Consider the following 19324-nt stretch of genomic DNA (forward strand, 5'->3'; position numbering starts at 1 on the left):
ACAACTGATCAAATTCGGGCAAACCTCCCTAAGCTGGGGTGATGGCTGAGGATCGGCGGTTGCGGGCCGTAGTGGCGCTGGCGCAGGCAATGGCTGCCGCGCACACCCCGCGCGAGTTCTGGCGGGCGGCGGCGCTCGGCGCCTGCGACGCGCTCGCCGGGTCCTTCGCCGCGCTCTCGGTGTGGGAGCGCGAGCTCGGCCGCCTCAAGGTGCTCGTCAACGCCGGTGAACGGGCCCCCGGCGAGGAGGAGTTCCCCGAGTCGGAGACCTACCCCGTCAACCGTTTCCCGGAGATCGCCGAGTTTCTGCACGAGCAGTGGGCCGGCGGCGGCGAACCGGACGCCTGGGTCGAGACCGCCGACGGCCCGGTCTCCGACAGGCACGGCCCGCACCATCACGAGCCGCCTCCCGCGCGCGAAGTGCTGTGGGGGAGGGTCGCGGCCCTGCGCCGCCGCCACCGCGGCTGCTGCGTCGTCGCGCCGATCGTGCTGCACGGCCGTGCCTGGGGCGAGCTGTATGTCGCCAGACCGCCCGGCGCCACCGTGTTCGACCGGGACGACGCGGACTTCGCGACCGTCCTCGCCTCCGTCGTGGCCGCCGGGATCGCCCAGACCGAACGACTCGAAGAGGTCCGCAGGCTCGCCTTCACGGATCCGCTCACCGGCCTCGCCAACCGCCGCGCCGTCGACATAAGGCTCGACGAGGCCCTGGAGCGTCACCGCGCGGACGGCTCGGTCGTCAGCCTGGTGGTCTGCGACATCAACGGCCTCAAGCAGGTCAACGACACCCACGGCCACGCCGTCGGCGACCGGCTGCTCGAACGCTTCGGCTCGGTCCTCTCGCTCTGCGGCGCCATGCTGCCCGGCACGCTCGCGGCCCGCCTCGGCGGCGACGAGTTCTGCCTCGTCATGGTCGGTCCCCCCGCGGACGAGGTGGTCCGTGTCGCGGACGAACTCTGCGTCCGCGCGAATGAGTTGGAGCTGGGTGAGGGCGTGGCGTGCGGCGTCGCGTCCACCGGCGACCCGATCGGGGAGGTCCGCTCGTCCCGTCGGCTGTTCCGGCTCGCGGACGCGGCCCAGTACCGGGCGAAGGCGGCTCGCTCGCCGAAGCCCGTGGTCGCGGGCCGCGACGGCACGGTGCTGCGACTCGCCGACGCCCCGCCCCGCCCGCCGCACGAGCGCCGCAGCTTCCGCGCCGCACGGCCCGAGGATCCGCACGAGGCCCAGGAGCCCTGGAGCGAGCCCTGAGGCGGGGGCGGAGCCGTGAGTGCGTAAGGGGCCAACCCGGCCGCCACTAGTGACAGGTAGCGATTCAGTCCGTACGCTGCTGAATATGGATATGCACACTGTCGTGGTGGGGACGTCCGGTACCACTGCCGAAGACGTCATCGCCGTGGCCCGCGAAGGCGCCCGCATCGAGCTCTCCGCCGAGGCCGTCACCGCCCTCGCCGCGGCCCGCGGGATCGTGGACGCGCTGGCCGCCAGGCCCGAGCCCGTGTACGGGGTCTCCACCGGATTCGGCGCACTCGCCAGCCGGCACATCAGCACCGAGCTCCGCGCCCAGCTGCAGCGCAACATCGTCCGCTCGCACGCCGCCGGCATGGGCCCGCGCGTCGAGCGCGAGGTCGTCCGCGCGCTGATGTTCCTGCGCCTGAAGACCGTGGCCTCCGGCCACACCGGCGTACGCCCCGAGGTCGCCCAGACCATGGCGGACGTACTGAACGCCGGCATCACGCCCGTCGTCCACGAGTACGGCTCCCTCGGCTGCTCCGGCGACCTCGCGCCGCTCTCCCACTGCGCGCTCGCCCTCATGGGTGAGGGCGACGCCGAGGGCCCCGACGGCGTCGTGAAGCCCGCCGGCGAGCTGCTCGCCGAGCACGGCATCGCACCCGTCGAGCTCCGCGAGAAGGAGGGCCTCGCCCTCCTCAACGGCACCGACGGCATGCTCGGCATGCTGGTCATGGCCCTCGCCGACCTCCAGCGCCTCTACACCACCGCCGACATCACCGCGGCCCTCTCCCTGGAGGCGCTGCTCGGCACCGACAAGGTGCTCGCCCCCGAGCTGCACGCCATCCGCCCGCACCCGGGCCAGGGCGTCGCCGCGGCGAACATGAGCGCCGTCCTCAAGGGCTCCGGCCTCGTCGGCCACTTCCAGGAGGAAGAGGCCCCCCGTGTCCAGGACGCGTACTCCGTGCGCTGCGCCCCGCAGGTCGCGGGCGCCGGGCGGGACACCCTCGCCCACGCCAGTCTGGTCGCCGGCCGCGAGCTCGCCTCGGCCGTCGACAACCCGGTCGTGCTGCACGACGGCAGGGTGGAGTCCAACGGCAACTTCCACGGCGCGCCCGTGGCGTATGTCCTGGACTTCCTGGCCATCGCCGCCGCGGACCTCGGCTCCATCGCCGAGCGCCGTACGGACCGGCTGCTCGACAAGAACCGCTCGCACGGCCTGCCGCCGTTCCTCGCCGACGACGCCGGCGTGGACTCGGGCCTGATGATCGCCCAGTACACCCAGGCCGCGCTGGTCAGCGAGATGAAGCGGCTCGCCGTGCCCGCCTCCGCCGACTCGATCCCGTCGTCGGCGATGCAGGAGGACCACGTCTCGATGGGCTGGTCGGCCGCGCGCAAGCTGCGTACCGCCGTCGGCAATCTGAACCGGATCCTGGCCGTGGAGCTCTACGCGGCGACCCGTGCCATCGAGCTGCGCCGCCATCTGACTCCCGCGCCCGCCTCACAGGCCGCCATCGCGGCCCTGCGCGCGGCGGGCGTCGAGGGCCCGGGCCCGGACCGTTTCCTCGCCCCGGACCTGGAGGCGGCGGATGCGTTCGTACGGGACGGCAAGCTGATCGCAGCGGTGGAGCCGGTGACGGGCCCGCTGGCCTGACCCGCGTGACCGGGGCTTCGCCCCGTGGACCTCCGGGACGCCCTTCGGGAGTGTCCGAGCGGGGGTCTCGGGGCGGAGCTCCCGAAAATCCGGGGTCTGGGCGGAGCTCCAGACCGTGCGGCCCCGGTCAGAACAGCGCGGCCCCGTCGCGGCGGCGGACCGAGTACGTCACAAACCCCACGCCTATGCCCAGAAAGGTCATCCCGCCGATCAGATACGGCGTGGTGTCGAACGTGCCCGTGTCGGCCAGTGCCAGCTCCTCCGCCGGCGTACTCGCCCCGACCCGCTGTCTCTGCACCGCTTCCCGCTCGGCCGTGGCGTTCGCCGAGGGTACGAACCACAGCGCACACAGCACAGTCCCTGCGGCAGTGGCGGTAAGAAGCGGTCGACGTGCGACGGACACGGACTCGATCCCCCTTGAGGCATCCTCGAATTGGCCGGGTGCGCTGATGCTAGTGAACGCAGCGGGTCGTGGGAAAGCCACGGGATGCAGAGCTCTACCCTCCCTCGTATGACCACTTCTGAGACATCACGGTATGTACGGTTGCGAGTGGATTTGGTACTGGAGGTGGAGGACCCCGACGCATTGACCGGCGCCGCGCTCGAACGCATCGCATCCGACGAGTTCATGCCGGACGAGGAGCGGGCACACGCCAAGTCGGCGGTCCGTGAGGACGCTGCCGAGGCGATCGCGTATCTCGTCGACCCCTTCGACATGGTCAGCGAGGTGCCGGGGGTGGATCTCGCGCAGGCCTCGTGGAGCAGCGAGCAGATCGAGTACGACCCCGATGCGGAGGACTGGGACCTCGATGAGGAAGATGGAGTCTGAACCGGAGCCCGTCCACATGCGCGGCGTGTTCGAGGCGCGCTGCAACCGGTGGGGCCACAGCTGCGTCGGTGAATGTCGATGAGTGGTGTTGCCCACATCGAACGGAGATGTGGAACCGGACAGCCCGAAATGGGTGTTTGTCCAAGGAGCGGTCAGGGAAATCGGCGACGATGGAGAAGCGTGTGATGACGGACAGCAAGCGGCGCAGGGGCCTGATGGCCGCGTCCGCGGTGCTCGGCGGCGTGCTGGTGATATCGGCCTGCAGCGGCGGCGGGGACAAGGACGGCAGCGCTGACGGCTCGAAGAAGTCGCAGGCCCAGGTCGACGAGGCAGCTGCGAAGGACGCCTCGGAGGCCCGAATATCCATCGCGCCGAAGAACGGCGCCACCAACGCGAGCATCAACAACGGCACCAAGGTCACCGTCAGCGACGGCACGCTCACTCAGGTGACCATGACCACCGCCGCCGGCGTGAGCGTCAAGGGCACGCTGGCCGCCGACAGCAAGAGCTGGCAGCCGGACGAGCAGCTGGACCGCTCCACCACGTACAAGATCTCCGCCACGGCGAAGGACTCCGAGGGCCGGGAGGCCCACGAGAACTCCTCCTTCACCACGGTCTCGCCCGCCAACAGCTTCATCGGCAACTTCACGCCGGAGGACGGATCCACCGTTGGCGTCGGCATGCCGGTGTCGATCAACTTCAACAAGGTGATCGCCAACAAGAAGGCCGTCCAGTCCGGGATCACCGTGACGTCGAGCAGCGGCCAGGAGGTCGTCGGCCACTGGTTCAACGGGCAGCGCCTGGACTTCCGCCCCGAGCAGTACTGGCAGGAGGGCTCGACCGTCACCCTCAAGCTGCAGCTCGACGGGGTCGAGGGCGCGAACGGTGTCTTCGGTGTCCAGCAGAAGACGGTCACCTTCAAGATCGGGCGTAACCAGGTCTCGACCGTCGACGCGTCGGCCAAGACGATGACGGTCACCCAGGACGGCAAGACGATCAAGACCATCCCGATCTCGGCCGGTGGTCCGGACAACCCGACGTACAACGGCCAGATGGTCATCTCCGAGAAGTTCAAGGAGACCCGGATGGACGGCTCGACGGTCGGCTTCAAGAAGAAGGACGGCAAGGGCGAGTACGACATCAAGGACGTCCCGCACGCGATGCGGCTGTCCACGTCGGGCACGTTCATCCACGGCAACTACTGGGGCGCCGACTCGATCTTCGGCAGCGCCAACACCAGCCACGGCTGCGTCGGCCTGAACGACGTGAAGGGCGCGGGCGACCCGAACCAGCCCGCCGCCTGGCTGTTCGACAACTCGATGGTCGGTGATGTCGTCATCGTGAAGAACTCCCAGGACAGGACCGTCCAGCCCGACAACGGTCTGAACGGCTGGAACCTGAACTGGAGCGCGTGGAAGGCCGGCTCCGCGGCCTGAGCGACGTAGTACGCAGGAGGGCGGCGGCACCCCTGGGGTTGCCGCCGCCCTCGTCTGTCCCCTCGTCTGTCCGCTCAGCTGGTGTGGTGCTGCACCGGCCCGCGGCGGACCAGCCGGCTGCCGTCCCGCACGGAGACCGTTCAGGTGACCGCCTGGCCGGCCCGTTGGCGATCACTCAGCGGGTCGGTCGGCGCTCGCGTCGGTCACCTCGTCGACGCCCCAGCCTGCCAGCAGCCGCAGCGATTCGGCCGACCGGCTGCCGGGCTCCGCGTGATAGGTGACCAGTGACACGTCGTGCTCGTCGGGCAGCCTCAGCGACTCGTACGACAGGGTCAGCTCGCCCACCAGCGGATGGTGCAGCCGCTTCACGCCGTGGGTCTTCTCCGTGACCGTGTGCGCGGCCCAGAGCCTGCGGAACTCCTCGCTCCTGACCGACAGTTCGCCGATCAGCCCGGGCAGTTGCGGGTCGTCGGCCGAGCAGCCCGCGTACATCCGCAGCACGCTGACGACCTCGGTCGCCTTCGCGTCCCAGTCGTCATACAGATCGGGTGCGTTGGGGTCGAGGAAGACGAGCTTCGCCATGTTCCGCTCCTGCGGCGGCAGCGCGGACATGTCGCCGAGGAGGGCGCGGGCCATCCGGTTCCAGGCCAGGATGTCCAGCCGCCGCCCCAGGACGTACGCGGGCACCCCGTCCATCGCATCGATCAGATGCTGGATCGCGGGCCTCACCTGCTGCGGCCGCCCCATCCGCCGGTGCTTCTTCTGCTTCGGCTTGGCCAGGTGGGTCAGATGGTCGCGCTCGGCGTCGGTCAGCCGCAGCGCCCGCGCTATCGAGTCGAGCACCTCGGTGGACACATTGCGGCCGTTGCCCTGTTCCAGCCGTGTGTAGTACGCGACGGACACCCCGGCGAGCTGGGCCAGCTCCTCACGGCGCAGCCCGGGGACGCGGCGGTGGCGGCCCAGCTGAGGCAGGCCCACGTCCTCGGGCTGCAGCCGGGCACGGCGGGAGCGGAGGAATTCGCTGAGTTCGGCACGCTGGTCCATACAGACAGTATTGCGGCCGGGGAGCCTGACAAGGCTGACCCTGCCAGTAGTACGCACGCGGGACGTAGGCACAACAGAGGGCTGGGTAGATGGTGCGCCGGGCGGCACGCTCGTAGACATGACCACCACCGTTTCCGCATACGCCGCTCCCGCTGCCAAGGCGCCGCTGGAGCGAACCACCATCCCTCGCCGCGCCGTCGGCGAGCACGACGTACTCATCGAGATCAAGTACGCCGGCATCTGCCACTCCGACATCCACCAGGCACGCGACGGCTGGACCGAGGGCATCTACCCGATGGTGCCGGGCCACGAGATCGCGGGCATCGTCGCCGAGGTCGGCCCCGGCGTGACGAAGTTCGCCGTCGGCGACCGGGTGGGCGTCGGCTGCATGGTCGACTCCTGCCGTGAGTGCGACAACTGCAGGGCGGGTCTGGAGCAGTACTGCACCGGCGGGGGCGTCCTCACGTACAACGCCCTCGACAAGAACGGCGAGCCGACCTATGGCGGCTACTCCACCCACATCGTCGTCGACGAGGCCTTCACCCTGCGCATCCCCGACGGCCTGTCGCTGGAGGTCGCGGCCCCGCTGCTGTGCGCCGGCATCACTCTCTACTCGCCGCTCGCCCACTGGCAGGCGGGCCCCGGCAAGAAGGTCGCCATCGTCGGTCTGGGCGGCCTCGGTCACATGGGCGTCAAGATCGCCCATGCGCTGGGCGCCGAGGTGACGGTGCTCAGCCAGTCGCTGCGCAAGCAGGAGGACGGGCTGAAGCTGGGCGCCGACCACTACTACGCGACCAGCGACGAGGCGACGTTCGAGAAGCTGGCGGGCTCCTTCGACCTGATCGTCTCCACGGTGTCGGCGCCGCTGCCCTTCGACAGGTACCTCTCGCTGCTCACGACGGATGGCGCGCTGGTGAACGTCGGTGCGCCCGAGGAGCCCGTCTCGCTGAACGTCTTCTCGCTGATGCTCGGCCGCAGGTCCCTCGCCGGCTCGGGCATCGGCGGCATCCGTGAGACCCAGGAGATGCTCGACTTCTGCGCCGAGCACGGCCTGGGCGCGGAGATCGAGCTGATCCGCGCGGACGAGATCAACGATGCGTACGAGCGGGTGCTGACGAGCGACGTCCGCTACCGCTTTGTGATCGACACGGCGACGATCTAGGCGTCGTCGTTCCGGGTGCCCCGGTTGCGGCGGATCAACTTCGCGCGGATCAGCTTCGCGTGGATCCGCCGCAGCCGGGGCATCGCGGCTCGCGGCCAGGACCGCTGGGCAACGCGAGGGCGAGTGGCCCCAAGCGCTCGTCATCATCGCCTTCCCGTCGATGGACGCCGCCCGCGGGTGGTACGACCCCGGCCCATCAGGAGCTGATCACCCTGCGCACCCGGCACATGGCGGGCGATGTGCTGCTGATCGACGGGGTGCCGTACGGCTACCGGGCGTCGGCGACCGCGGACCGCCTCAGGCAGGCGCAGGCCGGGGCAGCATGACCGCCGTGATCACGATTCCGGCGCATGGCAGACCGCCTCCACGTTGTTGCCGTCCGGATCCCTGACGAACGCGCCGTAGTAGTCCGGGTGGTACTCGGGCCACAGCCGTGGCTCGTGCAGCACTTCCGCACCTGCCTCGACGGCCGCCGCGAGGAAGGCTCTCACGCCCGCGCGGTCGGCGGCCGAGAAGGCTATGTGCGCCTCGCGCGCCCGCCCCTCGGTCGTCACCGGTCCGATCCAGAACGTCGGCCTCGTCGTGCCGTAACCGATCACCTGGCCGAAGTCGAGCAGCCGTCTGCCGCCGAGCGGGGCCAGCACACGGTCGTAGAAGGCGGCACTGGCCGCCGGGTCCGCCACTTGTACCGAGATGTGGTCAATCATGGGCCGAGCGTGCCACACGCCACTGACAATCGCGGTTCTGGCACTGATCAACTGAGCGGGGCGGCAACCGTGAGGGACTGAAGATGCCGACGGAGGATGTCGCGCGCGGCACTGGGGGCGACACCGCCCGGGTACAGCACTCCGCCGAAGGCCAGGCCGTCCAGAAGGGCGGCGAGCCGCTGCGTCTCCAGCTCGATGTCGAGGCCTTCGGGGATGCCGCCGGACTTCTGGGCCTCGTACAGCACCCGAGCGATCAGCTCGCGCATCTCGTCATGCATCCTGCGGGCGGACGGCCGGAATTCGGGGCGGGTGCATGCGGCGGTGACGAACGCCGTCCAGAGCACGGCTTCTTCGCGGCGAGTCTCGTCCAGGGGGAGGAATTCGGCGAGCAGTTCCTCGGTGCGGGCCCGGCGGTCGATACCGGCGTCCGGGTCGAGGAGCTGCTCGGCATGGCGGCGGATGCGGTGGTCGATGCGCTGCCGCAGCTCCTCCATCGTAAAAATCATCAACTCGGTCTGGCCGGCGAAGTAGTGCCGTACAGACCCGATGGCCAACCCCGCCTCCTGGGCGACGTTGCGCAGTGAAGCACTCTCCAGCCCGTCCCGCCCCACGATGCGCAGCACTGCCTGCGCAACGTCCTGACGTCGGGTTTCGGCTACGACAACCTTTGGCATACTATTTTTATAGCATGACCGTGCTAAATTGGCGGCGGTTCGCTGGACGTGGACCGGCCGGAGCAAAGGGGGAGCGGGAGTGAACATCTGGTTACTCGTCACGATCATCGCCGTCGTGGCAGTCGCAGTGGTGGTCAAGCGCCTGAGGGGCGAGCCGCTCAACGCTCGCGACCTGTTCGCGCCGCCGCTGGTACTCACCGGACTCGGAATCTGGGCACTCACTGAAGTCGAGGGACTGTCCGGGACCGACCTCGGCTGGGTGGTCGGCGGAGCGGTAGTGGGTGTGGGGCTCGGCGCGGTGCGCGGAGCAACCATCCAGGTCTACCCCAAGGACGGGATTCTCTTTCAGCGCTATACGGGCAGGACGTTCCTCGTCATCGTCGGATCCCTGGTGGTGATGGCGGGTTTCGGCTTTCTCGCGGTGCGGATGGGCATGCACGAGGAAGCGCGGCCGATCAACCTGTCCATCGGCGTCGGGTTCCTGGGCGAGGCGCTGGTTGTCGGCGCGCGTGGCCTGGCGAGCGGAGTCCCCTTCGCCCCGGAGAAGCCGAGCCTGCTCGACAAATACTCCGGGCGCTGAAGTACTCCTGGCGCCGAAGCATCCGCCCGAGCTCCGGCTCCGATCGGCTGTCAGCAGTCGGAGCCGGCCGAGCGCGGCAGCCGGTAGGGCGAGTCCAGCCGGTACTCGCCCGCCCTGCGCACCGTCAGCCGTGTCCACTGTCCCTCCTGCCGCAGACAGGCCCCCTCCGCCCGCAGCCACGGCGAGTACGCCACCCGCACCGTCACCGACCCGGCCGCCGGCATCCGTACCACCAGCTCCGCGTCGTCGCCGCGCACCACCGTGCCCGGCGCCGACACGAGCGGAACCGCGTCCCGCACCCGGTAGACCGTCCAGCCCTCGTCCTGCCACACCCGCTCCAGCCAGTCGGGGGCGCTCCTGACGATCTCCGCCTCGCCCTCGGCGGGCCCGTCGGGGCGCCCATGGTGCAGCACCACGAATCCGACCGCCGACCGGTCCAGCCACTGCCGGTACGCCGCCGGGGTCAGCGACCCGTCGTAGAAGAGCCGCCCCCGCTCCACGTCGAGCTGACGGTTCCAGCCGCGCGCCATATTGATGTGCGGCGCGAGGACGGTCGCCTCGCGGTGGTTGCGGGCGGGGACGACCTCGACCCGTGTGCGGTCGGCGCCGAGCCGCTCGAGCTCACGTACGACACCGTCCGTGTGCGCCGCCCATGCGGGGACGCCGCCCGAGACGACCAGATCGTCCTCGGTCTTGTCGATCAGCCAGTACGTGTTCACGGCGAGCGCGATCGCGAGCACCGCCCGCAGGAGTCTGCCGCGCCCACCGAGTCTGCCAAGCCGGGCGAGCCCACCGAGCCCGCCCGCGAGCAGTGCTGCGAGCAGCACCGGTGGCCCCACGAGACCGGCCAGACGCTCGACGTTCGTGCCAATCGGCGAGGCGATGAGATACGTCAGGACGACCCCGACGCCGTACACCCCGGCCCCGTACCGCACCACCCGCAACTCACGCGGCGCAGCGAGGGCCACCGCGGCGGACGCGACCAGCGGTATCCACAGCTTGCCGGGGGCCATGGGCTGTTCGCCCTGGAAGGGGAAGAGCCGTGTCACCGCCCCGACCACCACGAACGGCGGCAGTACCAGTGCCGCGCCGCTGCGCCACTGCCGGTCCAGCAGATACGCCGCCCCCGCCACCACCAGGAACAACCCGGCGACGGGACTGGCCATGGTCGCGAGTGTTGCGAACGCCGCCGCGAGCGCGGTCCGGCGTAGGTACAGCAGGGCGAGCAGCCCGATCGCGACGCCGAGCGCGAAGGTCGTACGCCCGGAGGCGACGTTGCACCAGAGCGCGACCGCCCCGAGGACGGCGGGCCACACCGGCCGCCGTACCCCGCTGCGTACGAACAGAAGGGCCAGCACCCAGGTTCCGGCGAGCCCGGCGGCCACCGAGACGGCGCGTACGCCGAAGACGGCCATCAGCGGCGGAGTCAGCAGGCTGTAGTTGGCGGTGTGGGTGCCGCCGTACCAGGAGAGGTTGTACGCGGAGGCCGGGTGCCGCTCCATGAAGCCCGCCCAGGCGAGCTGCGCGGCCAGATCGCCGCCGCCGGTCGCGAGCCAGAGAGCCCACAGGACGTACAGCGGCAGGACGACGGCCGTCGCGACGAGCGGGACGCGCCACCGCGATGGCGCGTCCCGCTCGCCTGCGTCTGCCAGTGCGGTATGAGTCCGCTCGCTGATCCCCACGGCACAGACCCTAGTCCGGCGTCATCCCGCACAGCTGATCACGCCGCCGGGGTCGGGCTGTTACAGCCACATCCCCTACCTGCGTCTCGTGTCAGCAGTGCTTCTTGGAACCGCCGTCGTCCAGATTCAGGCTGTACACCCAGCCGTTGACCGACGTGCCGTCGATCCGGACGTGGGTCCACTGATTGCCTGACGAGTTGGTGATGTAGCAGTGGTACTGGAGCTTGAAGTCCGAGTTGACCTCCGCGATCTTGTCACCGCAACTGGCGGGAAGCTCCCGGACGGGCGCGACGACGGCCCGGATGGCGCGGCCGGTGTCGGAGTCCTTGTTCTGCCAGAAGTAGTTGATGGTGCATGCGGAGGCCCCGGCCGTCGCGGCTGACGCGACCGGCGCGGTGGCGAGGAGGCCCGACACCGTGACGAGCGGCAACGCAACTGCGGTCCAGATCTTGGTCCTCGCCCTTGTCCTTGTCCTGGTCCTGTTCATGAAAACTCCCCGTTCGTGCCGCGTCCGACGGATGAATGACGATGCGCACTTTGCGGCCGCGGACACTCTCGTACGCTGATAAATGGACGACCGTACCCTACCGTATGGTCTATCGCGGAACGTCAACCGCCGTACAGCACACCGTCGTTGGGAAGACGCGGCCAGGGGTCGTGGCGCGCCCTGGTCACCACTGCCCCCTTCACCCGCCGAGGCGGACGACGAGTTTGCCGAAGTGACGCCCCTGCTCGAGGTCTTCGTGTGCGGTCCTGATCTCGTCCAGTGCGTACACATGGGTGGGGCCGAGGGGCGTGTCTCCGCCGGCCACGCGGTCGAGGTGGCGCTGGAGTACCTCGGCGGGCAGGTCGGCGGCGTCGCCCGAGTAGCCGGTGAGCCGGACGCCGCTCGGGATGTAGCCGATCGGGTAGAAGTCCGGCACGGTCCACTGATTGGACAGCATGCCGGCGAAGCAGACGGTGCCGTGGACGCGAGTGGCGGCCAGGGTGTCGGGCAGGGTGGGCGTGCCGACGAGTTCGAGTGCGGCATGAACGCCCTCGGGGACGATCTCGCGCACCTGGCCGGCGATGCTGCCGTCGTCGATCAGCGGGTGGTCGATGCCGTGGTCGGTGAGTGCGCTGGTGCGGCTCGCGCTGCGGGTGGTGGCCAGGACGGTGGCCCCGATCTCCTTGGCCAGGGTCGAGGCGGCCAGGCCGAGAGCGGAGGTTCCGCCGCGGATCAGAAGGGACTGGCCGGGTCGCAGATCCAGGCCGGTGGTCAGCGACCCGTACGCGGTCTGCAGCGTCTCCGGGACTGCGCCGAGCGTTTCCCAGGGCAGTTCGGAGCGGAAGGGGATCACCTGGGAGCGCGGCACCACGGTGTACTCGGCGTAGCCGCCGTCAAAGGTGCGGCCCATGCCGCCCATCATGGCCACGACCTGCTGTCCGGGACGCAATTCGCCGTCCGGGTCGGCGTCGATGGTTCCCGTCGCCTCGATGCCGAGGACACGGGGGAAGGTCACCCCTTCGGCCAGGCCGAGGCGGGTATGCAGCTCGGAGCGGTTGAGGCCGAACGCCTCGATCTTGATCCGCACCCAGCCCTTGGGCGGCTCGGGGAGCGGGAGCCGGCGGATGTGCAGTTGGTCCACAGGTCCCGGCTTGTCGAGCACGACTGCCCGCATCGTCCTGTCCACGGCGTTCTCAGTCTCCTTGTGTCATGTACGCAGGTCCGCCACGAGGAACGGCTCCAACAGACCGAGCAGGGCCTCGGGGCGGTCCAGCGGGATGATGTGGCCACAGTCCTCGACGACATGACCTTCGAGGTGATCGGCCACGGGCCGCAACTGCCTTTCGAGTGCGGCCCCGACGGGGTGGGCACCGATTGCCATGGTGGGAACCGTGAGCCGGGCCGACTCGACCGCGTCCTGGATCTGCTGCGCGCTGGTGTGCAGCGCGCGGTAGTACGAGAAGGCGCAGCGCAGAGCCTCGCCTCCGGTGTAGGCGCTGACGAAGGCGTCGCGAATGCCGGGGCGCACGCCCCGGCCGTGGGTGCCGGAGTTGAGGAACCAGCCGACGTACTCCGCTTCGTGACCGCTCAGCACGTTCTCCGCGAGGCCCGGCTCGGCGTGGAAGCCGAACCACCAGGGCGGTCCGCCGGCAAGGAGTTCCTCGGCCCCGGGCAGCCTGCCCAGCAGCGACTCCATGACCACCAGCCGCCGGACGAGGCCGGGCCGCCGCATGGCGAGCAGAAAGGCCGGCGGGGAGCCCGCATCGATGCCCACCACCGCTGCGGAGGTCTCCCCGAGCGCGTCCAGGAGGCCTGCGGCGTCGGTGGCGAGACTGCCGGCGTCGTAGCCGTCCGCCGCCCGGGTGCTGGCGCCGAACCCTCGCATGTCCGGTGCGACGACCCGGTACCGCTCGGCGAGCCGGCCGATGACGTCGTCCCAGACCTGCCAGGTGTGCGGGAATCCGTGCAGCAGCAGCACGGCGGGTCCCTCGCCGGCGATCGCCACGTTGAGCTCCACGCCGTTGGTCGCGATACGGCGCAGCTCGACCCCGGCGGGGCGGCACTCCGAGGACGAGGACGCGGGACCGGACATGATGCCTCCGAAGCAGTTACCAATGGTGACAAGGAAACGCTAGGAAACTAGGTTGGAGGTGCCAAGACCGTACTTTCCCCCCAGGCGGTGAGTTCGAGGTGACCTCCCAGTCCGGGCGTGCCTCCGGCAGCGCGCGCGGTGACCTGTTCGACCCGCTGTGCCCGACCCGTCAGCTGCTGGACCGGATCGGTACGAAGTGGACGTCGATGGCCGTCAAAGTGCTGGCCCAGGCCGCCCCGGACGAGGTGCGCTTTGCCGAGCTCCAGCGCAGGATGCCCGGCGTCTCGCAGAAGATGCTCTCAGTGACACTGCGGAGCCTGACCCGTGACGGCCTGATCACCCGCCGGGTGGAGCCGACCGTTCCGCCGCGCGTGCATTACCAACTCACCGAACTCGGACGGTCGTTGGAGATCGCGCTCGCCACGGTCCGGGCCTGGGCCGAGGAGCACATGGCGGAAATCGACCGGGCCAACGAACTCAGCGAGGAGCACACCGCGGACGGCGGCTGAGCATCGGCAGCCGTCGCGGTTCGTTTTCCTCCTGGAGAGGGTCCAAACGGAGGGCCTGCTTTCACCTCATCGGTTGCCGTAGAGGCCCAGCGGTAGGCCTATCGGCTTACCCGACAGGTCAGGCCCATCCCCAGCTTGTAACGTCCGTCCACAGATGCCGAGCCACACCGAATTGCCGAACCGGTACGTGCCAAACCTTGCGGTGGATCACATCATGCCGGATCCATTACTGCGTCCACATTGGTGGGCCGGAAAATACAAGAAAGGGAGAGAGTTGACGCTCAGTAAGATGGCTTCGAAAATGACTTTAGGAGTAGTTGTCGTAGCGGTCTCCACCTTGGCCGTCGCTCCCGTTGTCACGGCAACCGTCTCCCATGAGAAACGGAACATGAAATTCGCATCCCAGCGACTCAAGGGCAGGTCAATTGAATGCACGTCGGAAAATTCCGGACTGGCAAATTCCCTTACTCGAGACATAGCGAAGTCGCTGGAAAATCGCGCCAGTCATGCCTCGGTGGTGCTGTATGACCGAACTACCCATACCTCCTGCACGTACCGCCCGGACAAGCACTACGACTCTGCAAGCACGGTCAAGCCGATAGTATTGGGGGCTCTGCTCCTGGAGGAAGGCGTCCCCCTGTCCGAGGATGAGCAGGATCTGGCCCGGCAGATGATCGTGAACTCGGACAACGACGCGACGTACGCCCTGTGGGACAGCCTGGGCCCCGAAAGTATCCAGAATTTCCTGGACAAGGCCGGCATGAAGAACACCATCCTCGACGAAGCAGGCTTCATGGGCCTGACTCAGGTCACTGCCCGGGACCAAGCCAAACTGCTTGAGCTGCTCACCGCTGAAGACAACTCGGTCCTCAACGCGGAGGAGCGCACCTACATTCTCGGCCTCATGCGTGACGTGGAGGGGGATCAGCGGTGGGGAACGCCCGCCGGGGCTCCCTCGGACGCTGCCGTACAGGTCAAGAACGGGTGGCTTCAGCGCTCCCAGAAGGAGCTCAAGGACCCCTGGGACCGCGGAGATTGGAAGGTCAACAGCATGAGTGCGTTCACCGGCCATGCCTACGACTATGGCCTCGTGGTCCTCACCGAGAACAACAGAGTGCCTGAAGACGAGTCGTCGGAGGCGGGGTGGGACTATGGCATGGAGACGGTTGAAGGCGTGGCTAAGGCCATCCATCATGACCTGTACCCGGACCAGACTCCCCCGGCTGCCGGCCGTCCCGGCCACCTGTGAAGGTTGCGCAGCAGGCGGGTCCGGTCGGGTAGCAGATTCCCGTGACGAGGGCTGGGTCGAGGTGGAAAGAGCTGCTGGTGGCTGCGTCACCGGCATGCGGCGACCATCACCCGGGTTGCCCCGCCGACGCGAACCCTCTTCCGAACCCCGAGCTTTGTACGCCTTCGATTCAGCGTGGCCGCAGCCCGTCGAAGACGACCTCGAAGATCCGCTCCCGGGGCGCCGGATCCGCTCCGAGCTGTTCCATCGCCCTGCCGACGCCGGCCAGGAGGGCGATGAACTCCGGCAGGCCCAGCTCCGGGCGGACCGCCCCCGCCTGTTGCGCCCCGGTCAGTAGATCGGCCAGCCGGGCCGGGATCTCCATGGTCGGCTCCTGCAGAGACGCGTGTACGTTCACCCCGGCCGCGGTGAGAGCCTGGGCGAACTCGTTCTTGCCCGCGGACTGATCCACCACCAGACGGAAGCAGGCGAAGAAGGCTTCGGCGGGCCCGGCCTCGGCGGCCAGCTGCGCGGTCTGGGCTGCCATTTCCTCCAGTCTGCGCACCATCACCGCCTCCAGCAGCGCCTCCTTGGTCGGGAAATGCCTGAAGAGCGTGCCGACTCCGACCCCGGCGATGCGGGCGATCTCCTCGGTCGGCACGCTGACGCCGCGGGCGGTGAATACCTCCGTGGCGACATCCAGCAGCCTGGCCCGGTTGCGGACCGCGTCCGCCCGCAGCGGGCGCTCCTGAGCGTCACCCATCCCTCTCCCGTCCCTTCGCCGTCGACGGCAGAGCCACCCTGGACAACCGGAGTCTCCAGTCCGTATCGTGAAAACGGAGCCGCTAGTCCGATTCTAGCCGTGGATTCCACCGGAGGTTTGTCATGCCTGAAACGCTGTCACCGCGCGAGGTCTTCCAGGAGCTGATCGAGGGCATCAGCGCGGGGCGGTTCACGGAGCTGGCCGAGCTCTATGCCGAGGACGCCGTAGTGGAGACCGTCTTCGAGCCGGTCGGTCCGCGCCGGGTCGAGGGGCGGGCCGCACTCAAGGAGCGGTTCGCTCAAGTCTCCGCAAGTTCGCCCGTGGAGCTGACCCCGGCGAACGTGGTCGTCCGGGAAACCGACGACGCGGAGGTGGTCGTCGCCGAGTTCGACTACCACGTGCACCACCGGTTGACCGGACGGACCTTCGAGGCCTCCAACATCCAGGTGCTGCGGGTCCGCGACGGCCTGATCGTCAGCAGCCGGGACTACCACGACCACCTTGCCCTCATCGTGGCCGGCGGCAACCTGTCTCAGCTGGTGGCGGCGCTGGAAGGCAAGTAGCACGAGTGCGGTGCTTCGAGCCGGGGAGGCTGTGGAAGCGCACCCAACAGTCCGCGTACGTACTGCGGAACGTGTGGGCGAGGGGCGGACTCAACGGCCGCCGTTCCTGCCACAGCCCCCCGGCTGCGCGGGGGTGAAGCCGGAGCTCACCCCTCGGCCTTCGCCACGCCGATCGGGCACGAGACCCCGGTGCCGGCGAGCCTGTGCTGCCATGTGACCCGTTGAGTCAGGCACGTAGACCCGTGAGCCCGTCATACGCGGCCGTGACGATCTCCAGTCCCCGATTGTCGTCCGCGGGTTCGCGCATCTGATGTGTCACGTATGCCGCTGCCATTCGGGCGTCAGGATCGATCATGACCAGTGAGCCGCCCCAACCGCCCCACCCGTAGGTGTTGCCGAACAGTCCGTAGCCCAGACCCCAGCGCATCGGCATGCCCAGGACGCGGTCATCGCCGTGGAACTGCTCCTCCCGGGCACGGTCACAACCCGCCTGCGACAGCAGCCGCGCCCCCCGCACCGATCCTCCACAGGCCATCACGGACTGGACGAGGGCGACCGAGCGGGCGTTGCCGAGCCCGCTCGCCGCAGGGATTTGCGCACGGCGCCAGGCCACGCTGTTCCCGTCGCGGACCCGTATCGGGGTCCCGGCGGCGGGAGCCGCGCCGCTGCCGGCGGCACTCGCGGCGTAGCCGTCGTCCCGGGACTGTGGCGGAACCGCGAGCGCCACCCGGTGGTCGTGCTCGGCGGGCAGGCCGATGTGGAAGTCCGCGCCCAGCGGGCCGGCAACCTCGTCGGCGAAGAACGCGCCCAGAGTCCGGCCGGTGATGCGGCGTACGACCTCGCCCACGAGGAAGCCCTGGGTGAGCGAGTGGTATCCGGCCTCGCTGCCCGGCTCCCATTGCGGAGCCTGCGCGGCCAGTCGTGCCGTGGCGGACGTCCAGTCGTACAGCTCCGCCACCGGCCCGTCCCAGGCGGGCAGGCCGGCCGTGTGCGCGAGCAGGTGGCGTACCAGCACCTTCTCTTTGCCCGCCGCGGCGAACTCCGGCCAGTACTGGGCGACCGGCGCGGCCAGGTCGAGTTCGCCACGGTCGGCGAGAACCAGGGCGCACAGGGCGGTCATCGTCTTGGTGACGGACCAGACGTTGACGATCGTGTCGCGGTGCCACGGGATCGTACGGTCGGCGTCGGTGAATCCGCCCCAGACGTCCACCACCGGCCGGCCGTCCACGAAGACGGCCACCGAGCCACCGGCGTCTCCCTCGTCCAGCAATGCCGCCAGCGCGCTGGGCACGGCAGTGAACAGATCATCGTATGAGCCTTGAATGTCCGCCATGCGGAGAATCTAGCCAGCTTGGGGTGACGCGAGGCAACTGAATTCCCGGCCCGCCGGGGGCGGCTGTCCCTCAGTGGCTTCCGGCGCAGGGGCGATGCCGGTCGGGCAGGAGCGGCCCGACCGGACGCGTCTCGCAGCGCTGCGGGGGGTGGCCGATGTCTCGCTTCCACCATTGGCCATCCGCTCGCGGAAACCGAAGGTGATCACAAGCCTCATGCCCGGTGTGGGTGAAAGTGGTACGCCCCCTGCATCGAGCAGTTGTACACGCGACGTCAGAGACTCTCCAGGCTGCAAGATGCACGCCTCTGCAGTGTTATGCGAGATGTTCGGATTGAGGCGCCAGGTTGCTTCTGGGTCTGCCGCTTCTGCGCGCACGGGCCAACTGGCCCGGTCCTGGCCGCTGCCGGCCGAGATGTCCGCGAACTCCCCCGAGATTGTCCGTGAACGGTAACGGACGCATCCCGTGGCCGCCGCCCCTCGTCCTGCCAGGTGGTCGCAATGTGACCGGGGATCGGCGAGGGACTGCGCGAAAGCGGGGCGGACATGGCACGGCACGGCGGCGGGCGGGGCTGGTACGGCAAGCTGGTGGGGGCGGCGCTCGGGGTGACGGTGCTCACCACCGGTGCCTCGGTGTGGACCGCGCAGGCCGGTTCGGTGGGCGGCTCGTCGCCCAAGGCGGCCGCGTCGGCGACACCGGGCAGTGACGTCAAGCAGGTCGCGGTGACCATCGCGCACGCCTCGGACAAGGGGACGCGCGGCGTCAACATCACCATCGACGACGGCCCCGACCCTGTGTGGACCCCTCAAGTGCTGGACGTGCTGCGGGAGTACGGGGTGAAGGCCACGTTCTGCATGGTGGGGATGCAGGCGCAAGCCCACCCGGACCTCGTGAAGAAGGTCGTCGCGGCCGGGCACCGGCTGTGCAACCACTCGGTGTCGCACGACACCACCATGGACCAGAAGCCCCAGGCCTACCAGTCGCAGCAGATACGCGACGCCGAACGCATGATCACCGAGGCGTCCGGAGGTGTACGGCCGATGTACTACCGGGCGCCCGGCGGGGCCTTCACCCCTCACAGCCGCAAGCTCGCCGCTTCCCGGGGGATGCGCCCGCTGGGCTGGAACGTGGACACCAAGGACTTCGACCGACCGGGCACGGACGCCATCGTCGCCACCGTCGAGCGGGAGCTGCCCAATGGGCCGACGCTCCTCTTCCACGACGCGGGCGGCGACCGTTCCCAGACCGTCGAGGCCCTGCGCCGGATCCTCCCCTGGCTCAAGGAGCAGGGCTACTCCTGCGGCTTCCCGGTGCGTTGAGCAGCCCTGGTCGGTTCCGGCGATCGAGGTCCCGGCCC

General features: G+C 69.2%; 20 protein-coding genes and 1 pseudogene. 11 read left to right on the forward strand and 10 right to left on the reverse strand.

Annotation, left to right across the window (positions count from 1 at the left end; genetic code table 11):
* Window positions 1-41: 41 nt before the first annotated feature.
* Complete coding sequence (locus ACQEVG_RS24405) at window positions 42-1247, forward strand: diguanylate cyclase domain-containing protein (protein WP_432987421.1); 1206 nt, start codon at window positions 42-44, stop codon at window positions 1245-1247.
* Between the two features lie 85 nt (window positions 1248-1332).
* Entirely contained in the window at window positions 1333-2880 is a 1548-nt protein-coding gene (hutH, locus tag ACQEVG_RS24410) for a histidine ammonia-lyase (protein WP_432987423.1), read from the forward strand.
* A gap of 127 nt (window positions 2881-3007) precedes the next feature.
* Here the strand turns inward: hutH and ACQEVG_RS24415 are convergent, their stop codons facing one another.
* Window positions 3008-3283 carry a hypothetical protein gene (locus ACQEVG_RS24415; RefSeq protein ID WP_432987425.1) on the reverse strand — a complete coding sequence of 92 codons (276 nt, stop codon included), beginning with the start codon at window positions 3281-3283 and terminating at the stop codon, window positions 3008-3010.
* Between the two features lie 108 nt (window positions 3284-3391).
* Between ACQEVG_RS24415 and ACQEVG_RS24420 the strand changes: the two genes are divergently transcribed.
* Window positions 3392-3709, forward strand: coding sequence for a hypothetical protein (locus ACQEVG_RS24420; protein ID WP_432987427.1), 318 nt, complete (start codon window positions 3392-3394; stop codon window positions 3707-3709).
* 170 nt (window positions 3710-3879) lie between these two features.
* Window positions 3880-5145 carry a L,D-transpeptidase gene (locus tag ACQEVG_RS24425; RefSeq protein WP_432987429.1) on the forward strand — a complete coding sequence of 422 codons (1266 nt, stop codon included), beginning with the start codon at window positions 3880-3882 and terminating at the stop codon, window positions 5143-5145.
* Window positions 5146-5316: 171 nt separating this feature from the next.
* Here the strand turns inward: ACQEVG_RS24425 and ACQEVG_RS24430 are convergent, their stop codons facing one another.
* The gene (locus tag ACQEVG_RS24430) at window positions 5317-6189 is read right to left on the reverse strand and encodes a helix-turn-helix transcriptional regulator (RefSeq protein WP_432987431.1); all 873 of its coding nucleotides are present in this window, start codon (window positions 6187-6189) and stop codon (window positions 5317-5319) included.
* Window positions 6190-6307: 118 nt separating this feature from the next.
* On the opposite strand from ACQEVG_RS24430, the gene ACQEVG_RS24435 reads away from it, so the two are divergent.
* Both ACQEVG_RS24435 and ACQEVG_RS24440 read left to right on the forward strand, forming a co-directional pair.
* Complete coding sequence (locus ACQEVG_RS24435) at window positions 6308-7351, forward strand: NAD(P)-dependent alcohol dehydrogenase (protein WP_432987433.1); 1044 nt, start codon at window positions 6308-6310, stop codon at window positions 7349-7351.
* Between the two features lie 124 nt (window positions 7352-7475).
* Window positions 7476-7742: pseudogene (locus ACQEVG_RS24440) on the forward strand (hypothetical protein); the annotation flags it as partial.
* Here the strand turns inward: ACQEVG_RS24440 and ACQEVG_RS24445 are convergent.
* Both ACQEVG_RS24445 and ACQEVG_RS24450 read right to left on the reverse strand, forming a co-directional pair.
* Window positions 7687-8058, reverse strand: coding sequence for a VOC family protein (locus ACQEVG_RS24445; RefSeq protein ID WP_432987435.1), 372 nt, complete (start codon window positions 8056-8058; stop codon window positions 7687-7689). The pseudogene ACQEVG_RS24440 and the gene ACQEVG_RS24445 overlap by 56 nt on opposite strands.
* A 47-nt stretch (window positions 8059-8105) precedes the next feature.
* Window positions 8106-8732 (reverse strand): TetR/AcrR family transcriptional regulator, encoded by a 627-nt coding sequence (locus ACQEVG_RS24450; RefSeq protein WP_432987437.1) that lies wholly within the window; start codon window positions 8730-8732, stop codon window positions 8106-8108.
* Window positions 8733-8811: 79 nt separating this feature from the next.
* On the opposite strand from ACQEVG_RS24450, the gene ACQEVG_RS24455 reads away from it, so the two are divergent.
* Entirely contained in the window at window positions 8812-9312 is a 501-nt protein-coding gene (locus ACQEVG_RS24455) for a DUF1453 domain-containing protein (RefSeq protein WP_432987439.1), read from the forward strand.
* 50 nt (window positions 9313-9362) lie between these two features.
* Here the strand turns inward: ACQEVG_RS24455 and ACQEVG_RS24460 are convergent, their stop codons facing one another.
* From ACQEVG_RS24460 to ACQEVG_RS24475, 4 genes are all read right to left on the reverse strand, one after another.
* Window positions 9363-10964: a hypothetical protein gene (locus ACQEVG_RS24460; RefSeq protein ID WP_432992865.1), complete on the reverse strand. Its 1602-nt coding sequence runs from the start codon at window positions 10962-10964 to the stop codon at window positions 9363-9365.
* Window positions 10965-11085: 121 nt separating this feature from the next.
* The gene (locus ACQEVG_RS24465) at window positions 11086-11481 is read right to left on the reverse strand and encodes an SH3 domain-containing protein (protein WP_432987441.1); all 396 of its coding nucleotides are present in this window, start codon (window positions 11479-11481) and stop codon (window positions 11086-11088) included.
* Between the two features lie 199 nt (window positions 11482-11680).
* Window positions 11681-12655, reverse strand: coding sequence for a zinc-binding alcohol dehydrogenase family protein (locus ACQEVG_RS24470; RefSeq protein ID WP_432992868.1), 975 nt, complete (start codon window positions 12653-12655; stop codon window positions 11681-11683).
* Between the two features lie 33 nt (window positions 12656-12688).
* The gene (locus ACQEVG_RS24475; protein WP_432987443.1) at window positions 12689-13573 is read right to left on the reverse strand and encodes an alpha/beta fold hydrolase; all 885 of its coding nucleotides are present in this window, start codon (window positions 13571-13573) and stop codon (window positions 12689-12691) included.
* A 98-nt stretch (window positions 13574-13671) separates the two neighbouring features.
* Between ACQEVG_RS24475 and ACQEVG_RS24480 the strand changes: the two genes are divergently transcribed.
* A complete protein-coding gene (locus ACQEVG_RS24480; protein WP_432987445.1) occupies window positions 13672-14082 on the forward strand; it encodes a winged helix-turn-helix transcriptional regulator in 411 nt (136 codons plus the stop codon).
* A 154-nt stretch (window positions 14083-14236) separates the two neighbouring features.
* Window positions 14237-15331: a serine hydrolase gene (locus ACQEVG_RS24485; protein ID WP_432987447.1), complete on the forward strand. Its 1095-nt coding sequence runs from the start codon at window positions 14237-14239 to the stop codon at window positions 15329-15331.
* Window positions 15332-15500: 169 nt separating this feature from the next.
* Here the strand turns inward: ACQEVG_RS24485 and ACQEVG_RS24490 are convergent, their stop codons facing one another.
* Entirely contained in the window at window positions 15501-16073 is a 573-nt protein-coding gene (locus ACQEVG_RS24490) for a TetR/AcrR family transcriptional regulator (RefSeq protein WP_432987449.1), read from the reverse strand.
* A 122-nt stretch (window positions 16074-16195) separates the two neighbouring features.
* On the opposite strand from ACQEVG_RS24490, the gene ACQEVG_RS24495 reads away from it, so the two are divergent.
* Complete coding sequence (locus ACQEVG_RS24495) at window positions 16196-16636, forward strand: nuclear transport factor 2 family protein (RefSeq protein WP_432987451.1); 441 nt, start codon at window positions 16196-16198, stop codon at window positions 16634-16636.
* A 226-nt stretch (window positions 16637-16862) separates the two neighbouring features.
* On the opposite strand, the gene ACQEVG_RS24500 is transcribed toward ACQEVG_RS24495, so the two are convergent.
* Complete coding sequence (locus ACQEVG_RS24500; protein WP_432987453.1) at window positions 16863-17969, reverse strand: serine hydrolase domain-containing protein; 1107 nt, start codon at window positions 17967-17969, stop codon at window positions 16863-16865.
* 543 nt (window positions 17970-18512) lie between these two features.
* On the opposite strand from ACQEVG_RS24500, the gene ACQEVG_RS24505 reads away from it, so the two are divergent.
* Entirely contained in the window at window positions 18513-19286 is a 774-nt protein-coding gene (locus tag ACQEVG_RS24505) for a polysaccharide deacetylase family protein (RefSeq protein WP_432987455.1), read from the forward strand.
* Window positions 19287-19324: the final 38 nt, after the last annotated feature.

Source organism: Streptomyces sp. CA-135486, assembly GCF_050936555.1.
In the GTDB taxonomy this organism is placed as follows: Bacteria; Actinomycetota; Actinomycetes; order Streptomycetales; family Streptomycetaceae; genus Streptomyces.